Source organism: Natronospira proteinivora, assembly GCF_024170465.1.
Classification (GTDB): Bacteria; Pseudomonadota; Gammaproteobacteria; order Natronospirales; family Natronospiraceae; genus Natronospira; species Natronospira proteinivora.
Genome location: NZ_JALJYF010000001.1, coordinates 607588 through 623812, shown reverse-complemented (window position 1 = coordinate 623812; position 16225 = coordinate 607588). Strand labels below are relative to the sequence as shown.

At 60.4% G+C, this 16225-nt stretch carries 15 protein-coding genes and 1 pseudogene; 8 read left to right on the top strand and 8 right to left on the bottom strand.

Features of this window, described 5'->3' with window-relative positions; translation table 11 throughout:
- Nucleotides 1-12 precede the first annotated feature (12 nt).
- The 8 genes from rseP to rpsB all read right to left on the bottom strand — a co-directional run bounded on the left by rseP (nt 13) and on the right by rpsB (nt 7729).
- Entirely contained in the window at nt 13-1377 is a 1365-nt protein-coding gene (rseP, locus tag J2T60_RS02960) for an RIP metalloprotease RseP (protein WP_253445213.1), read from the bottom strand.
- On the bottom strand, nt 1374-2555 hold the full coding sequence (locus tag J2T60_RS02955) for a 1-deoxy-D-xylulose-5-phosphate reductoisomerase (RefSeq protein WP_253445210.1): 1182 nt from the start codon (nt 2553-2555) through the stop codon (nt 1374-1376). Before J2T60_RS02955 ends, rseP begins: the two co-directional genes overlap by 4 nt.
- The gene (locus tag J2T60_RS02950) at nt 2552-3355 is read right to left on the bottom strand and encodes a phosphatidate cytidylyltransferase (protein WP_253445205.1); all 804 of its coding nucleotides are present in this window, start codon (nt 3353-3355) and stop codon (nt 2552-2554) included. Before J2T60_RS02950 ends, J2T60_RS02955 begins: the two co-directional genes overlap by 4 nt.
- Nucleotides 3348-4109 carry a polyprenyl diphosphate synthase gene (gene uppS / locus J2T60_RS02945; protein WP_445376048.1) on the bottom strand — a complete coding sequence of 254 codons (762 nt, stop codon included), beginning with the start codon at nt 4107-4109 and terminating at the stop codon, nt 3348-3350. The genes J2T60_RS02950 and uppS overlap by 8 nt, the downstream gene beginning before the upstream one ends.
- A 121-nt stretch (nt 4110-4230) precedes the next feature.
- On the bottom strand, nt 4231-4752 hold the full coding sequence (frr, locus tag J2T60_RS02940; protein WP_374728480.1) for a ribosome recycling factor: 522 nt from the start codon (nt 4750-4752) through the stop codon (nt 4231-4233).
- 32 nt (nt 4753-4784) lie between these two features.
- The gene (gene pyrH / locus J2T60_RS02935; protein WP_253445196.1) at nt 4785-5522 is read right to left on the bottom strand and encodes a UMP kinase; all 738 of its coding nucleotides are present in this window, start codon (nt 5520-5522) and stop codon (nt 4785-4787) included.
- A 200-nt stretch (nt 5523-5722) separates the two neighbouring features.
- Nucleotides 5723-6604: a translation elongation factor Ts gene (gene tsf, locus J2T60_RS02930; RefSeq protein WP_253445193.1), complete on the bottom strand. Its 882-nt coding sequence runs from the start codon at nt 6602-6604 to the stop codon at nt 5723-5725.
- A gap of 60 nt (nt 6605-6664) precedes the next feature.
- A complete protein-coding gene (gene rpsB / locus J2T60_RS02925; RefSeq protein ID WP_445376036.1) occupies nt 6665-7729 on the bottom strand; it encodes a 30S ribosomal protein S2 in 1065 nt (354 codons plus the stop codon).
- 296 nt (nt 7730-8025) lie between these two features.
- On the opposite strand from rpsB, the gene map reads away from it, so the two are divergent.
- From map to J2T60_RS02885, 8 genes and pseudogenes are all read left to right on the top strand, one after another.
- A complete protein-coding gene (gene map, locus J2T60_RS02920) occupies nt 8026-8826 on the top strand; it encodes a type I methionyl aminopeptidase (protein WP_253445190.1) in 801 nt (266 codons plus the stop codon).
- On the top strand, nt 8816-11530 hold the full coding sequence (gene glnD / locus J2T60_RS02915) for a [protein-PII] uridylyltransferase (protein WP_253445186.1): 2715 nt from the start codon (nt 8816-8818) through the stop codon (nt 11528-11530). Before map ends, glnD begins: the two co-directional genes overlap by 11 nt.
- 60 nt (nt 11531-11590) lie before the next feature.
- Complete coding sequence (gene dapC, locus J2T60_RS02910; RefSeq protein ID WP_253445183.1) at nt 11591-12793, top strand: succinyldiaminopimelate transaminase; 1203 nt, start codon at nt 11591-11593, stop codon at nt 12791-12793.
- A 158-nt stretch (nt 12794-12951) separates the two neighbouring features.
- A pseudogene (locus J2T60_RS02905) lies at nt 12952-13332 on the top strand (GxxExxY protein).
- A gap of 116 nt (nt 13333-13448) precedes the next feature.
- A complete protein-coding gene (gene dapD, locus J2T60_RS02900; protein ID WP_253445180.1) occupies nt 13449-14273 on the top strand; it encodes a 2,3,4,5-tetrahydropyridine-2,6-dicarboxylate N-succinyltransferase in 825 nt (274 codons plus the stop codon).
- On the top strand, nt 14270-14617 hold the full coding sequence (locus J2T60_RS02895) for a Spx/MgsR family RNA polymerase-binding regulatory protein (protein ID WP_253445177.1): 348 nt from the start codon (nt 14270-14272) through the stop codon (nt 14615-14617). Before dapD ends, J2T60_RS02895 begins: the two co-directional genes overlap by 4 nt.
- A 31-nt stretch (nt 14618-14648) precedes the next feature.
- On the top strand, nt 14649-15236 hold the full coding sequence (locus J2T60_RS02890) for an NADPH-dependent FMN reductase (protein ID WP_253445174.1): 588 nt from the start codon (nt 14649-14651) through the stop codon (nt 15234-15236).
- 27 nt (nt 15237-15263) lie between these two features.
- A complete protein-coding gene (locus tag J2T60_RS02885) occupies nt 15264-16214 on the top strand; it encodes a pirin family protein (RefSeq protein ID WP_253445171.1) in 951 nt (316 codons plus the stop codon).
- Nucleotides 16215-16225: the final 11 nt, after the last annotated feature.

The window sequence follows — 16225 nt, the reverse complement described above, 5'->3', positions numbered from 1 at the left end:
AAACTCAGCGGCCTATGAAAAGATTCGCATTAGATCGTTGTACAAGGCAAAACTGATCAGCCCGGCAATCATCACAAGACCAATCATCTGACCAACAGCCAGCATATGCTCCGGCACAGGGCGCCGAGTCACGGCTTCAATGCCCAAATAAACCAGATGCCCCCCATCCAATACCGGAATGGGGAGCAGGTTAACGATGCCCAGGCTGATGCTGACGATGGCAAGAAAACCTAGGAAAGATACCAGTCCTGAGCTCACGGTGATACCCGCATAATGGGCGATATTGATCGGTCCACTCAGATTCTTGACCGATACCTCACCATTCACCATTCGCCAAAGCATGCGCAGGGTCAGGCGGGACATCTCGGCGGTATTCATTACCCCCATGCCCAACGCCGCCACCGGACCGTAGCGTTCTTCACTGCGCATCCGCTCTACCAGTTCCGGCGGCACCTTAGGGCCCGCGCCGATCCGACCTTCCGGGCCCTCTTCCCCCTCAATGGCACGGGGGGTCAGGCTAATATTCCGTGTTTCCCCGTCCCGGTTTACTCGAATATCAATGGACTCACCAGGTCGAGCCGCAACAGCCTCGCGAAACTGACGCCAGTTTTCAACCGCTTGGCCATCCACAGCCTCCACCCGATCCCCGGAAACCAGGCCTGCCGCCCGTGCCGCCCCATCCTCGGACAATTCATCAATCACCGGCGGCAGGGATTCAAACCAGGGCTGCAATCCCAGACCACTGAGCAATTGCCCCGGTTCCGTCAGGGACCGCCGATCAGTCGGATCCACCGACAGGGAGAGCTCGTACTCCTGCCCATCCCGCAGGACCCGCAGATCAATGGGACGGTCATTTAATATTCCGTCCAGCAACTCTACATTGGCGCTTCTCCAGGTGGGGGTCTGGCGACTGTTCACCGCCAGAATCTCATCCTCCGCCGTCAGACCGGCTTCGGCGGCCGGAGACTGGCTGGACACCTCGCCAATAATGGGCTTGATACCGGGAATGCCGGCCACGAATATGGCCCAATAGGCCAGAATCGCAAACAGGAAATTGAAAGCGGGGCCGGCCAGAACAATGGTGGCCCGCCGGGGAATGGACTGACGATTGAAACAACGGTGGGCCTCGCCCTCGGCAACCGCCCCTTCCCGCTCATCCAGCATCTTCACATAACCACCCAGGGGAATGGCCCCAAGCTGATACTGGGTTTGATCACGGCCGGCCCGGCGCCGAATCAGGGGCTTGCCAAAACCGATGGAAAAGGCCAGCACTCGTACGCCACACAGCCGGGCGGCCAAATAGTGACCGAACTCGTGCACGGTGACCAATACCCCAATGGCCAGCACAAATCCGCCGATGGCGATCAGAATGCTCATGCGCTCCCCTCCCGCGGGGATACACCCATCCAATGGCGCACCTCGGTGTCCAGAGCCAGAACAGTATCCAGATCCTGGCTGCGGGCCCCGTCAAAGGCGTTCAGGGCTTCGTCCACCCGCTCGCTGATCCGCATGAAACCGTGCCGACCGGCGAGAAAATCCGCTACTGCCACCTCATTGGCTGCATTGAGCACCACCGGCATGCCCTCTCCGACCCGAATGGCCGACTCCGCCAATTTCAATGCCGGAAAGCGCTCATGATCCGGCGGCTGGAAATTCAGCCGTCCGATTTCAATGGGATCCAGAGAAGCCACGCCCGCCTCGATACGCTCCGGCCAGGACAGACCACAGGCTATGGGTGTGCGCATATCGGGCTGTCCCATTTGGGCCAAGAGGGAACCATCGGCGTACTCCACCATGGAATGAATAATACTCTCCGGATGAAGGACCACCCGAATGGCCTCAGGTTCCAGAGAAAACAAGTGACAGGCCTCGATTAGCTCCAGTCCCTTGTTCATCATGGTCGCCGAATCTACCGAAATCTTGCGCCCCATGCTCCAGTTGGGATGCTTGCAGGCCTGCGCCGGCGTCACCGAGCCCATATCGGCCAGGGGCCAATCCCGAAATGGCCCGCCGGAGGCTGTCAACAACACCGAACGGATCCCCCGGGGCATCTCGCCGGTTCGATAACCGCCGGGCAGGCATTGAAAGATGGCGTTGTGCTCGCTGTCGATGGGTAGCAATTCAGCCCCTGAGGCCCGCACGGCGGACATGAACAGACCGCCACACATCACCAGGGGCTCCTTGTTGGCCACCAGCACCCGCTTGCCGGCCTTGACCGCCGCCAGGGTAGGCAGCAGGCCTGCCGCCCCCACAATGGCCGCCATCACCACATCGGCGCCGGCCAGCTCTGCAGCCGAAACCAGCGCCTGTGGTCCGGTGAGTACTTCGGTCTTGAGACCCGCCTTGCGCAAACCGGCCTCCAGGGCCGCTGCCCCGTCGGAATCCACCAGCACGGCCAGTTCCGGATGGGTCTCCAGGCATTGGGCCAGCAGCCCCTCGTGATCGGTATTCGCCGTCAGCGCCGCCACACGGAAACGATCCGGATGACGGGCCAGAACATTCAAGGTGCTGCGACCGACCGAGCCGGTGGCACCAAGAACCACCACGGACTTCATGACAACTCACCCATCAGCGACAATCCCAGCACCAGAATCGGTGCCGCCACCAGCAAACTGTCCATGCGATCCAGCACCCCGCCGTGGCCGGGCAGTAACCAGCCACTGTCCTTGATGCCGGCCTGACGCTTGAGCAGGGACTCCACCAAGTCCCCGGCCACGGATATGGCGGCAGCGACCAGACAAAGCAGGACAAAGGAAACCATCTGTTCAATACCCAATAGCGGCACGGCCACCACGGCCACCAGCCCTGAAAGGGCCAGACCACCGGCCACCCCTTCCCAGGTCTTGCCCGGGCTCACCCGGGGGGCCAGTTTGTGACACCCGAAGGCCTTGCCGGCAAAATAGGCGCCCACATCCGCCCCCCAGACCAGGCCGAACAGCAGAATCAGCAACCAGGGACCGGCCGACTGCCCTTGAAGGAGATACAGACCCAGCCAGGCGCCACTCAGGGCAAACAGGCCGAAACCCAGTTTGGCCAGCACCGGCGGGCGTGCCTCCGGTCTTGCCAGCCACATCAGCGCCAATACCCAGAGCGGCACCACCGCCCACAAGGGATAGGCGCCCCAGGCCAGCTCCAGGTCAAGCCAGAGAAATAGCAGGCAACTCAGAAAGACCAGCGGGACGAAAGCAGCCATTACACCCCTGCGTCCGGGGCTGGCCAAACCGGCCCATTCCTGGGCGGCAATAGCCATGGCCCCGGCCAGCGCCAGGCCGAACCAGAAAGAAGGCAATAGGAATACCCCCGCCAAGGCCAAGGGCCCAACGATCAAAGCGGTGATAACACGTTGTTTAAGCAAGGGATTCCGCTCCTTCTCGACCCACGCCCCCAAAACGGCGTTCGCGCTCGGAAAAGTCAGCCAGCGCGGCATTCAGGGCGTCGGCATCGAAATCCGGCCACAGACAATCCGTGAAATAGAGCTCCGTATAGGCCAGATCCCAAAGAAAATAATTACTGATGCGGCGTTCACCGCCGGTACGAATGAACAGGTCCGGTGCCGGCAATCCAGACAGGGACAGTTTCCGTCCCAGGGCGGCCTCATCGATATCCTCCGGCCGAATGCGGCCGTCAGCAACTTCCTGTGCCGCTCCGCGAGCCGCCTGGAGAATATCCCAGCGCCCCCCATAACCGGCCGCAATATTCAGATGCAAGCCGCTATTGGCCGCCGTCAATTGCTCGGCCTCACCCATCTTCACTTGAAGATCTTCAGGAAAACGACTGCGATCCCCCAGGAAAGAGACACGAACCCCGTTTTCATGAAGCTTGGGCACAGCCTGCTTCATGGCCCGACGAAACAGGTCCATCAGGCGTCGGATCTCTCCCTGGGGCCGGGACCAGTTCTCGCTGCTGAAAGCAAACAGGGACAACACCGGAATACCGCGACGCGCCACCGATTCGATCACCACCTCGGCCGCCTGGGCGCCCGCTTGATGCCCCATGTGGCGGGGGCGACCACGTCCCTTGGCCCAGCGCCCATTGCCATCCATGATGATGGCCACATGACGGGGCAGGATGCTATTGGACGGTTTTTCCGCTTCACTCTGCGACATGATCGATCGGCCGAGTCAATGCGCTGTCAGGGGGCCAGAATGCAACCGCGGCGGGACGCCACCCCCGCTCGGCAGCCGCTAAACCGCCGACTGCCCAGGGAATAGCCTCCCGCCGCGATCCGATTCAGACTTCGAGAAGTTCCTTTTCCTTATTGGCGACAACCTCATCAATCTCGCCAACGTACTTATCGGTCACCTTTTGGATATCGTCTGCGGCCTTGTGCTCGTCATCCTCGGTGATGTCCTTCTCCTTGAGGAGATCCTTGATGTCACTCAGGATGTCCCGACGGATATTGCGCACCGCCACGCGGGCATTCTCCGCTTCCGCCTTGGCCAGCTTGATCATCTCCCGCCGGCGCTCCTCGGTAAGCGGCGGTAGGGGCACCCGAATCACGGTGCCAGCGGTTACCGGGGACAGGCCCAAGTTGGCGCTCATGATCGCCTTCTCAATAACCGGTACCATATCCTTTTCCCAAGGCGTAACCACCAAGGTGCGGGCGTCTTCAATACCCACATTGGCCACCTGTTTCAGCGGCGTGGGCGCGCCGTAATACTGTACTTTAATGGGCTCCAGCAGGCTCGTGTTGGCCCGCCCGGTACGCATGCGGGACAACTCTTCCCGCAGGGATACCACACTCTTTTTCATTCGCTCGGCGGCGTCTTTTTTCAGATCTTCAATCATGCCGATTCTCCATTATTCACCAGCGTGCCGATTTCGGTACCGCCACGCAGAATACGCATCAAATTACCCGGCTCAAACACATCAAAGACCCGAACCGGCAGGCCGTTATCCCGGCACATCACAATGGCCGTAGCATCCATGACATTCAGCTTGTCGGCAATAACCCGATCATAGCTCAATTGCTCATAGCGGATGGCTTCGGGGTTCTTCATTGGATCATCATTATAGACACCGTCCACCTTGGTGGCCTTGAGCAGCACATCCGCGCCCACTTCAATGGCCCGCAAGCTGGCGGCTGAATCGGTGGTAAAGAAGGGATTGCCGGTACCGGCGGCGAAAATCACCACCCGCCCCTTTTCCAGGTGACGGACCGCCCGACGGCGGATATAGTCTTCGCAGACCTCATTGATACGGATGGCGGACATGACTCGAGCGAATACACCCAGCCGTTCCAGGGCGTCTTGCATGGCCAGGGCATTCATCACCGTGGCCAACATGCCCATGTGGTCACCGGTGACCCGGTCCATACCGGCATCCGCCAAGCCGGCACCCCGGAAGATATTGCCGCCCCCGATCACCAGTCCAATTTCCACCCCGGCCCGGGTGACATCCCGAATTTCACCCGCCAGACGACCGATCACCTCCGGGTCGATCCCGTAGTCGGTCTTGCCCATGAGGGCCTCGCCACTGAGCTTCAAAAGTATGCGTCGATAGCGAAATTCGGGTTGTGTCATACCCGTCTCCCCTGGCCGGAGTCAGATTATACCGGCGGCCACTTGGCCTGCCCGGTCCCGATTCTACACATCCCTTGCAACAAACCTCTGATCAGGCCGCAACCGCACATCTGCGCAGTTCCGACCCAACCAGAGGTTCAAACGCTCCCCTGGGGGAGCATCGCTATCAGCATCCCTGCCGACAGCGAAATTGGGAAAGATCAGGACCCCTTGGCCTGGGCCATCACTTCCTCAACAAAATTGTCTTCCTGCTTTTCAATGCCCTCGCCCACTTCAAAACGGACGAAACGGCTGACACTGGCGCCACGGGACTCGAGCAGTTTTTCCACCTTGGTGTCCGGATCCTTCACAAAAGGCTGACCCAGCAAGGTGATTTCACCGAGCCACTTGTTCAGGCGACCGGTGAGCATCTTCTCAATGATCTCCGGCGGCTTGCCGGAATCCTCAGCCTGGGCCTTGAGAATGGACTTTTCCTGCTCGATGGTTTCCGATGGAACCTCGTCCTTGGACACGCACATGGGCGTGCTGGCCGCCACATGCATGGCCAGGTCACGGCCCAATTCCTCGTCACCACCCTTGATGGCCACCACGGTGCCAATCTTCATGCCATGCAGATAATGGGCAATCTTGCCACCTTCGGCATCCACCACCTCAAAACGGCGGACACTCATGTTCTCGCCGAGCTTGGCGATCATGGCACGGCGAGCCTCGTCAATGGTCTCGCCACTATCCAGCTTGATGCTGTCCAGGGCCGACACATCGGCCGGGTTCTCGGACAAAATTTTCTCGGCCACCTGCTCTGCAAACTGGGTGAAGTCATCACCACCGGCGACAAAGTCGGTTTCACAGTTCACTTCCAGGATCACGGCGCGACTGTTGTCATCCTTGGCCTTGATCACAATACGGCCTTCCGCGGCCACGCGATCCGCCTTCTTGTCGGCCTTGGCCATGCCGGTCTTGCGCATGTGCTCGATGGCCGCTTCCATGTCACCGTCGGTCTCGGTCAGCGCCTTTTTGCATTCCATCATGCCGGCGCCGGTCCGCTCCCGCAGCTCCTTAACCTGAGATGCAGAAATTGCCATTATCTTCTCTCCATCAATTCATTCACTTTTCCGCACTTGCCTCAGTAATCCCCTTGGGGATTACTCGGCAGCGCTGCTGGTCTTTTTGGCAGTCTTTTTCTTGCTGGCCTTTTTCTTGGCGGTCTTCTTGGCCGCCTTTTTCTTAGTGGCCTTCTTGGCTGCCTTCTTGGTGGCCTTCTTGCTGGCGGCGGTGCTGCCGGTTTCCTCACCTTCGGACTTCACTTCCTCGGCTTTGGCTTCCTCGGCCTTGCCCTCTGCCGGCTTGCTTTCAGCCGACTTACTTTCCGGGGCTTCGGCCTTGGTGACCGCCTTTTTGGCCGCCTTCTTCTTGCTGGCCTTCTTGGCCGGGGCCGGCGCCGCTTCTGCAGCCGCCTGGGGCTTGCCGGCTTCGTCCAGCTCCACAAACTCGTCATCGCCGGCGGCTTCCGGCACCTGCGGCACGGCAGCCTTGCCGTCGATCACAGCATCGGCGATACCACGGGTATAAAGCTGAATGGCGCGTATGGCGTCATCATTACCCGGGATCACATAGTCCACGTCATCCGGGGAGTTATTGGTATCCACCACGGCGACGATGGGAATACCCAGCTTCCGGGCTTCCTTTACGGCAATCTTTTCAAAACCCACATCAATGATAAACAACACATCGGGCAGGCCGGGCATGTCCTTGATACCGCCGAAGCCACGCTCCAGCTTGTCCATCTCCCGGTGGAGCATGGTCACTTCCTTCTTGCCCAGCACGTTGAAGGTGCCGTCCTGCTCCTGTTCCTTCAGGTCCTTGAGACGCTTGATGGAATTGCGCACGGTATTGAAGTTGGTAAGCATGCCGCCCAGCCAGCGGTGGCTGACATAGGGCATGCCGGCCCGGGTGGCTTCGTTTGCAATGGTTTCGCGGGCAGGGCGCTTGGTGCCCACAAACAGCACGCGCCCGCCATCGGCGGCCACTTTGCTCACGTAGTTCAGGGCGTCCTGGTAAAGGGGAAGGCTCTTTTCCAGGTTAATGATGTGGATCTTGCTGCGCTCCCCGAAAATAAAGGGCTTCATCTTCGGGTTCCAGAAGCGGGTTTGGTGGCCGAAATGGACACCGGCTTCCAGCATTTCGCGCATGGAAACGTTAGAGGACATACCTTTTCTCCAGTTTTTGAGGGTTGGGCCTCCACACGCCCCATACGACAACCTCGGCCCCGCAGGCCCCTCGGAAAGGGTCAGCGGCAACCGAGGCACCCAGCCGTATGTGTCGGCGTGTGTGTGGTTTGCTTAATCAGGGCGCGCTTTATACCATAGGCGGGATGCAATCACAACGCGGAAATGGCGCCAGACGGCCGTCTCCGGCGTATTTCCGGTCCGGTTCAGGTGCTTTTTTCCGCCGTGGCCGCAGGCTCGGCGAAGCCCGGCTTCAGCCCCAATCAACAGGTAACAGCATGACCGTCACCATCAAGTCCCCGGAAGAACAGGAAAAAATGCGCATCGCCGGCCGCCTGGCCGCCGAGGTCCATGAGATGATCGAGGAACACGTCCGCCCCGGTGTGACCACCGAGGAACTGGACGCCATCTGTCACGATTACATTGTGAACGTGCAAGAAGCGGTGCCGGCGCCGCTGAATTACCACGGCTTCCCCAAATCCATCTGCACCTCGCTGAATCACGTGGTCTGCCACGGCATTCCGGGCCCCAAAAAGCTCAAAAAAGGCGATGTGGTGAACATCGATGTCACCGTCATCAAGGACGGCTTCCATGGCGACACCTCCAAGATGTACTACGTGGGCAAGCCCTCCATCCAGGCGGATCGGCTGAGCCGGGTGGCCCGGGAGGCCATGATGGTGGGAATTCGCATGGTCAAGCCCGGTACCCGCCTGGGGGATATCGGCCATGCCATCCAGCGCCACGCCGAGAGCAACGGCTTCTCCGTGGTGCGGGAATACTGCGGCCACGGCATCGGCCGGGGGTTTCACGAAGACCCCCAAGTGCTTCATTACGGCAAGCCGGGCACGGGCCTGGAACTGCAGGAAGGCATGACCTTCACCATCGAACCCATGATCAACGCCGGCAAACGCCACACCCGTGTGCTACCCGATGAGTGGACGGTGGTCACCAAGGACCACTCCCTCTCCGCTCAATGGGAACACACCGTGCTGGTCACCGCCGATGGCGTGGAAGTACTCACCGCCCGCAAGGAAGAAACCGATCTGATTGACGACAAGCTGGCCAGGGATGCCAGCTAAACCCGTCACAAGCACGCCCACGAAGGCCCCGGCCCGACGCCGCCCCTCGGTCCCCCGTTTTGACGGGACCTGGCTGAATGAACTGCTGGCCGGCCGGGAAGCCACACCCCAGCACTTGCGCGCCGCCCACAAGCACGGTAGCAGCCGACTGGCGGAACTGGCCACGGCGGGCGCCTCGGCGCCGGCCCTGGTGGCCGGGCGCAGCCGCATGATGGACACCCTGATCCGGGCCCTCTGGCGCCGCCACCTGGGGCGCAGCCGGGGACTGGTGCTGGTGGCGGTGGGCGGTTACGGTCGTTCCGAGCTCCACCCCTATTCCGATATTGACCTGCTGGTTCTCGTGGATGGCCCCCTGCGGGAAAAGCGCGCCACGGCCCTGGAACACTTCTTCACCGAAATATGGGATATCGGGCCGGATGTGGGCCACAGCGTCCGCACCTTGGACGAATGCCGCACCTCGGCCCGCGATGACATCACCATCGCCACCAATCTCATTGAGGCCCGCCGCCTGGCCGGTGCCCGCAAACCCTATGAAGCCCTGCGGAAGCTGGCCTTTTCCGATGAATTATGGACCTCGCGCAGTTTCTTTGAGCGCAAGCTGGAAGAACAGCGGGAGCGACACGCCAAATACCACGACACCGCCTACAAGCTGGAACCCAATATCAAGGAAAGCCCCGGTGGGCTGCGGGATATCCAGATGATCGGCTGGGTGGCCAAGCGCCATTTCGGGGCCCGTACCCTGGCGGATCTGGCCAACTACGGCTTCCTCAGCCGGGAAGAGCATCGCCGTCTGGTAGCAGGCCAGAGTTTCCTCTGGCGGGTGCGCTGGATGTTGCATCTGACCGCCGACCGCCACGAGGATCGCCTGCTGTTTGACCACCAACTGCACCTGGCCAAGGCCATGGGCTATGAGGACCAGGACCACAGCCTTGGCGTGGAGCAGTTCATGCAGCGCTATTACCGCACAGTGATGGAGCTCAACCGGCTCAATGAAATGCTGCTACAGCTGTTCAAGGAAGCCATCCTGCTGGAGGGTGAACCCCGGATTGAGTCCATCAATGAACGCTTCCAACTCAAAAACGGCTATTTGGATGTGGTGGACCGGGAGGTCTTTCGCCGCGAACCCTCGGCCCTGCTGGAGTTGTTTCATCTGCTCCAGCAGCACCCGGAAGCCGAAGGGGTCAGCGCCGGCACCATCCGCCTGGTGCGCCAATATCGCCGCCTGATCAATGAACGCTTCCGGCGGGACCCGGGCAACCAGGCCCTGTTCATGGCCATTCTGCGCGAACCCCAGGGCGTTACCCACGAGTTCCGGCGCATGAACAGCTACGGTGTCCTGGGTCGCTACATCCCCGAATTCGGGCATATCGTCGGGCGTATGCAGTACGATCTCTTCCACACCTATACCGTGGACGAGCACACCCTGTTCGTGCTGAGCAATCTGCGCCGCTTTGCCCTGGCCCGCTTTGACCACGAGTTCCCGGACTGCAGCCGCATCATGCGCGGTCTACCGAAACCGGAACTGGCCTATCTCGCCGCGCTCTTCCATGATATTGCCAAGGGTCGGGGCGGCGACCATTCCGAGCTGGGCGCCAGCGATGCCCTGGGTTTCTGCAAGCGTCACGGCCTCAGTGATTACGACACCCGCCTGGTGTCCTGGCTGGTGCGCCAGCATCTACTGCTATCCCTGACTGCCCAGAAAAAAGACATCAGTGACCCCCGGGTGATCCATGATTTTGCCGAGAAGGTCGGCGACCAGCTGCATCTGGATTATCTCTACATTCTCACCACCGCGGATGTACGGGCTACCAATCCGGAACTCTGGAACTCCTGGAAGGCCACGCTATTTGCCGAACTCTACAAGAACACCAGCCGGGCCCTGCGCCGGGGGCTGGTGAACCCGGTGGCCCGGGAAGAACTGATCAATGAAACCAAGCGCAGCAGCATGGAGCGCCTGGATGCAGCTGGTGTGAATACCGAGGCGGTGACCCGGACCTGGTCCGCCCTGCCCGGCGATTACTTCCTGCGCCATTCCCCCTCGGAGATCGACTGGCACACCCGGGCCATGCTGGCACACGGAGAACAAACCGAGCCCTTGGTCCAGGTCCGGCGAGAAACCGAACGAGGCGGCACAGCTGTGTTTGTCTGTTCACCTCGGGACGATATGGCCTTTGCCCGCAGTACCGCCGCCCTGGAACAGCTGGGGCTCACCGTGCTGGATGCCCGCATCGTCTCCACCCGGGATGAGCGAACGCTTTACACCTGGGTGGTGATGGAAGCGGATGGAGAGGAAATCGAATCCGCCGAGCGGGAGCAGGAAATTCTCCGGATCATGGAACAGGAAGCCGGTCGCCTGGGTGGCGATCCCCGGGATATTCATCGACGCATGCCCCGCCAGCACCGCATGTTCTCCACGCCCACGCGGATCAACTTCGCTGATGATGAGCGCAATGGGCGCACCATCCTGGAAATCACCACCGGTGACCGTCCCGGACTGCTGACCCGCATTGCCGGTGCCCTGCTGGATGCCCGGATCCGATTACAGAACGCCAAGGTGGCCACGGTGGGCGAAAAGGCGGAAGACATCTTCTTCATTACGGAAACCGATGACCGCCCTCTGGACAGCGATGCCCGCCGGGACGAACTGGCTCAGGCGCTACTGGATCAACTGGAAGAAGACCAGGGTGTCGAAGCCCGACGTTGAATGCCTCAGCCATGAATACACAGTAAACCCAGCAACACCAAGTACACACAAAGGGAAACCATGAACCCGGATCTGCAGAAACTGCACCCCTACCCCTTCGAACGCCTGACCCAGCTCAAAAGCGGCATCACCCCGCCCGAAGACTTGACCCATATCGCCCTGTCCATCGGCGAACCCAAGCACGAACCGCCGGCCTTCGTGGTCGAAACCCTGAAAAACAATCTGGACGGCCTGGCCAGCTACCCCATGGCGCCGGGGATTCCCGAGCTGCGTGCCGCCATTGCCCGCTGGCTCACCCGCCGCTTTAAGCTGGCCGAGGATCGCCTGGACATCGAGCGCCACATCCTGCCGCTCACCGGCACCCGGGAGGGTCTGTTCGCCCTCACCCAGGCGGTGGTGGAAGACAAGGCCGGCGCGGCGGTGATGATGCCCAACCCCTTCTACCAGATCTATGAAGGGGCGGCCCTGCTGGCCGGCGCCGAGCCCGTCTATCTCAACACCACCGCAGACAATGACTACCTGCCGGACCTGGATGCAATCAGCGAGGCCGACTGGGACCGCTGCCAGCTGCTCTTTCTCTGCACCCCCGGGAATCCCACCGGCAAGGTCATGAACCCGGCCTATTTGAAAAAGGCCATTGCCCTGGCCGACAAACATGACTTTGTGATTGTCAGTGACGAGTGTTATTCGGAAATCTATCTGACCGAAACCCCGCCACCGGGGTTGCTGGAGGTCTGCGAGTCCATGGGCCGTCATGACTTCAAGCGCTGCCTGGTCATGCACAGCCTTTCCAAGCGCTCCAATGTCCCCGGCCTGCGTTCCGGCTTCGTGGCCGGTGATGCCGAGATCATCAAACCCTTCCGCCTGTACCGCACCTATCATGGATGCGCCATGCCCCTGCCGGCCCAGAAGGCCAGCATTCCAGCCTGGGACGATGATGCCCATGTGAAGGACAACCGGGCCGCCTACCGGGCCAAATTCGATGCGGTGCTACCCATCCTGGAGCCAGTGCTGCCCTGCGCTTGCCCGGAAGGCGGTTTCTATCTCTGGGTCCGTGTCCCCGGCGGCGATGACGAGGCCTTTGCCCAGGGGCTTTTCCGGGAGCAGAACATCACCGCCCTGCCGGGCAGCTACCTCTCCCGCGACACCGCCCAGGGCAACCCCGGCCAAGGCCACCTCCGCATCTCCCTGGTCGCCACCGTGGAAGAATGCACCCAAGCCGCCCACCGCATCCGCCAGTTTATCGAGGGGCAGAGCCAGTAATCGAGATGTAGATTACTGATCAAAAATTACCTACATCTCAGAAAGCCATCAATCCATTGATTGGCTATGCGAACGGGATCAAAATTGGAAAGGCATACACGAAGGACACGAAGAAAGGCAGAAGGTCACGAAGGAAAAACATTGGAGGTTAGGCAAGGATGCCATCAAATCAGTTTGATGAGCTGTCGCGTCGTGTTATTGGCTGCGCAATCGAAGTGCACAGCGAGCTAGGACCGGGGTTACTTGAGTCTGCCTATGAACGCGCCCTGCTTCATGAGCTGACACTGGCAGGCCTGAGCGCTCGGCGCCAGCAGGCCGTAAATGTAGAGTAAAAGGGTGTTGATCTAGAGACAGGCTACCGTATTGACTTACTGGTAGAGAGCCGCTTGGTCTTGGAACTGAAAACGGTAGACAGATTGCTACCGATTCATAGCGCACAACTCCTAAGCTACCTTAGGCTCTCACATTTCCGCGTCGGCCTTCTAATCAATTTCAACAACCTATCTCTAAGAAATGGAATAAAGAGACTGGTAAGATGACGATTATTAAACAATAAAACCTTCGTGCCCTTCTGCCTTTCTTCGTGTTCTTCGTGCAGGATTTTTCAATCCTCGCCCGCCAACGATTGACCGAAATAAATACAGGATAAAGAGTCATGAGTGAACTAAAGCCGATAATTGAAAAAGCATTCGAGAACCGTGGAGATATCAGTCCCGGGAAAGCAGACCCTGCCGTTATTGAGGCGGTGGATAAGGCCTTGAGGATGTTGGACTCAGGTGAGGCCCGGGTGGCGGAAAAGAAAGATGGGGAATGGATCGTCAATGAATGGCTGAAAAAGGCCGTTCTGCTTTCCTTCCGCCTGCGGGATAACCGGGTCATTGATGGCGGCTATACCCGCTTCTTCGACAAGGTCCCGCTCAAGCATGCCGACTACAGCGAAGACGATTTCCGTCGCGATGGGGTGCGTGTGGTACCCCCGGCCACCGTTCGTGCTGGTGCCCATGTGGCCAAAGACGCCGTGCTCATGCCCAGCTACATCAACATCGGTGCCTGGGTAGGCTCGGGCACCATGGTGGACACCTGGTCCACGGTGGGCTCCTGTGCCCAGATCGGCAACAATGTGCATCTCTCCGGTGGCGTGGGCATCGGCGGCGTGCTGGAACCCCTGCAGGCCACCCCCACCATCGTGGAAGACAACTGCTTCATCGGCGCCCGCTCGGAAATCGTGGAAGGCATGATCGTCGAGGAAGGCGCAGTGATCAGCATGGGCGTGTACCTCGGCCAGAGCACCCGAATCTTTGACCGGGCATCCGGAGAAGTCATCCGGGGCCGGGTCCCGGCCGGTTCCGTGGTGGTACCCGGCACCCTGCCTGCCAAGGACGGCAGCCACAGCCTGTATGCTGCCATCATCGTCAAGCGGGTGGATGCCGCCACCCGGGCCAAAGTGGGCATCAACGAACTGCTGCGGAGTGCGGAATGACTATCTCCCTTTTTGGCATCAATAACTGTGATACCTGCCGCAAGGCCCGCCGCTGGCTGGATGACAAGGGTATCGAATACCAGTGGCATGATATCCGCAAGGACGGGCTCACCGCAGAACAGTTACAGCGCTGGCTCGACGGCGTCGGCAGTCATAGCCTGATTAATCGGCGGGGACCGAGTTGGCGAAAGCTAGATCCCGACGAGCAGAAAGGTCTCAACGATGGAGAGATTGCCCTGTTTCTGGCCAACCCAACCGTCATCAAGCGCCCAATACTGGAACGAAATCGTACTATTTCGGTCGGTTTCAGGGACAGCGAATGGCAAGAACGCTTCCAGGCCTAGCACCCAGCCTGCCACAACAACAGGAGTCTTCATGAGCGAAGCCATCAAACTTCTTACCCTGGCCGGCAGCCTGCGCCGGGCTTCGGTCAACCGCCGCCTTCAGCGAGTTGTCAGCCAGGCCGCCCGTGACCAGGGTGCTCAGGTCACCGAGCTGGATCTGGCCGACTACCCCCTGCCGGTCTATGACGGTGATCTGGAACAGGCGGAATTTCCTGAAAACGTCCGCAAGCTACAGTCTCTCCTGGCCGAGCATGATGCGGTATTGATCAGCAGCCCGGAATACAATGGGTCCATTCCCGGCATGCTCAAGAATGTGATCGACTGGCTGTCCCGCCCCCAGGAGGACGGCACCCCGGGCACCGCTCTGTTCAAGGGCAAGGTAATCGGCATCAGCGCCGCCTCACCAGGTAGACTTGGCGGACTGCGCTGCCTGCTGATTCTACGCGATGCCCTGGCCAAACTGGGCAGCTGGGTAGCCCCCACCCAGGTGGCCGTGGGCGGTGCGGGAGATGCTTTCGAGGCCGATGCCCCCCGCCTGTCCAATGACAAGCAACAAAAGCAGATTGAAGGCCTGGTTCGGGAAGTGCTGGATGCGTCTGGTGCCCTGCGCCCATCCTGAGCCGAGCCTGAGCGGAGAGAAGCGCCCATGAGCACCCAGGACGAGAACCGGGAAGCCGCCGACCCCAAGGGACCGAATGGCGATACTGCCCCCTGCGTGCGGCGGCTGGCGGCCCGGGAATCGGATGTGGGCGGCATCCCGGTGGCCCGCGCCCTGCCCAGCCGCAAGCAGCGGCGTATCGGAGCCTGGTGCTTTTTGGACCATGCCGGCCCGGCCCACTTTGAGCCGGGCTCGGATGGCATGCAGGTAGGCCCCCACCCGCATACCAGCTTGCAAACCTTTACCTGGATGATTGCCGGGGAGCTGATTCACCGGGACAGCCTGGGTTATGAACAGCGCATCCGTCCCGGTCAGGTCAATCTGATGACCGCCGGCTGGGGCATTAGCCATACCGAGGCCTCTCCCGACGGGGAAGAGCAGCTGCACGCCGCTCAGCTCTGGATTGCCTTGCCCCATGACAAGCGCCACATGGCACCCCGCTTTGACCATTATCCAGATCTGCCCCGCCTGAGCCGGGACCACCTGGATCTGACCCTGCTGCTGGGTGAATTCGAGGGCGAGCAGGCCCCCACCTTGCACTACTCTCCCCTCATGGGTCTGGACATGGCCTGGTCGGAGGCCGCCACCACCGAACTGGCCCTACGAACCGATTTCGAATACGGCATCCTGCCACTGGAAGGCAGTCTCAATATTGACGAGGAAACCTTCCAGGCCAATGAGCTGGCCTATCTGGGCCAGGGCCGGGACCGTCTCTCCCTGAGCACCGGGGCGCCGGGCCGGGCACTGCTGATTGGCGGTGAACCCATGGACGCCAATATCACCATGTGGTGGAATTTCGTCGGTCACAGCCGCGAGGAAGTCGCCCAGGCCCAGGATGACTGGGAAGCCGGTGATGCGCGATTCGGTGAGATCCCCAAGCCCAATCGGCCCCGGATGACCGCCCCACCGATTCCCTGGAAACGATCCGGCCATGAGTAAAAGGATTCAAG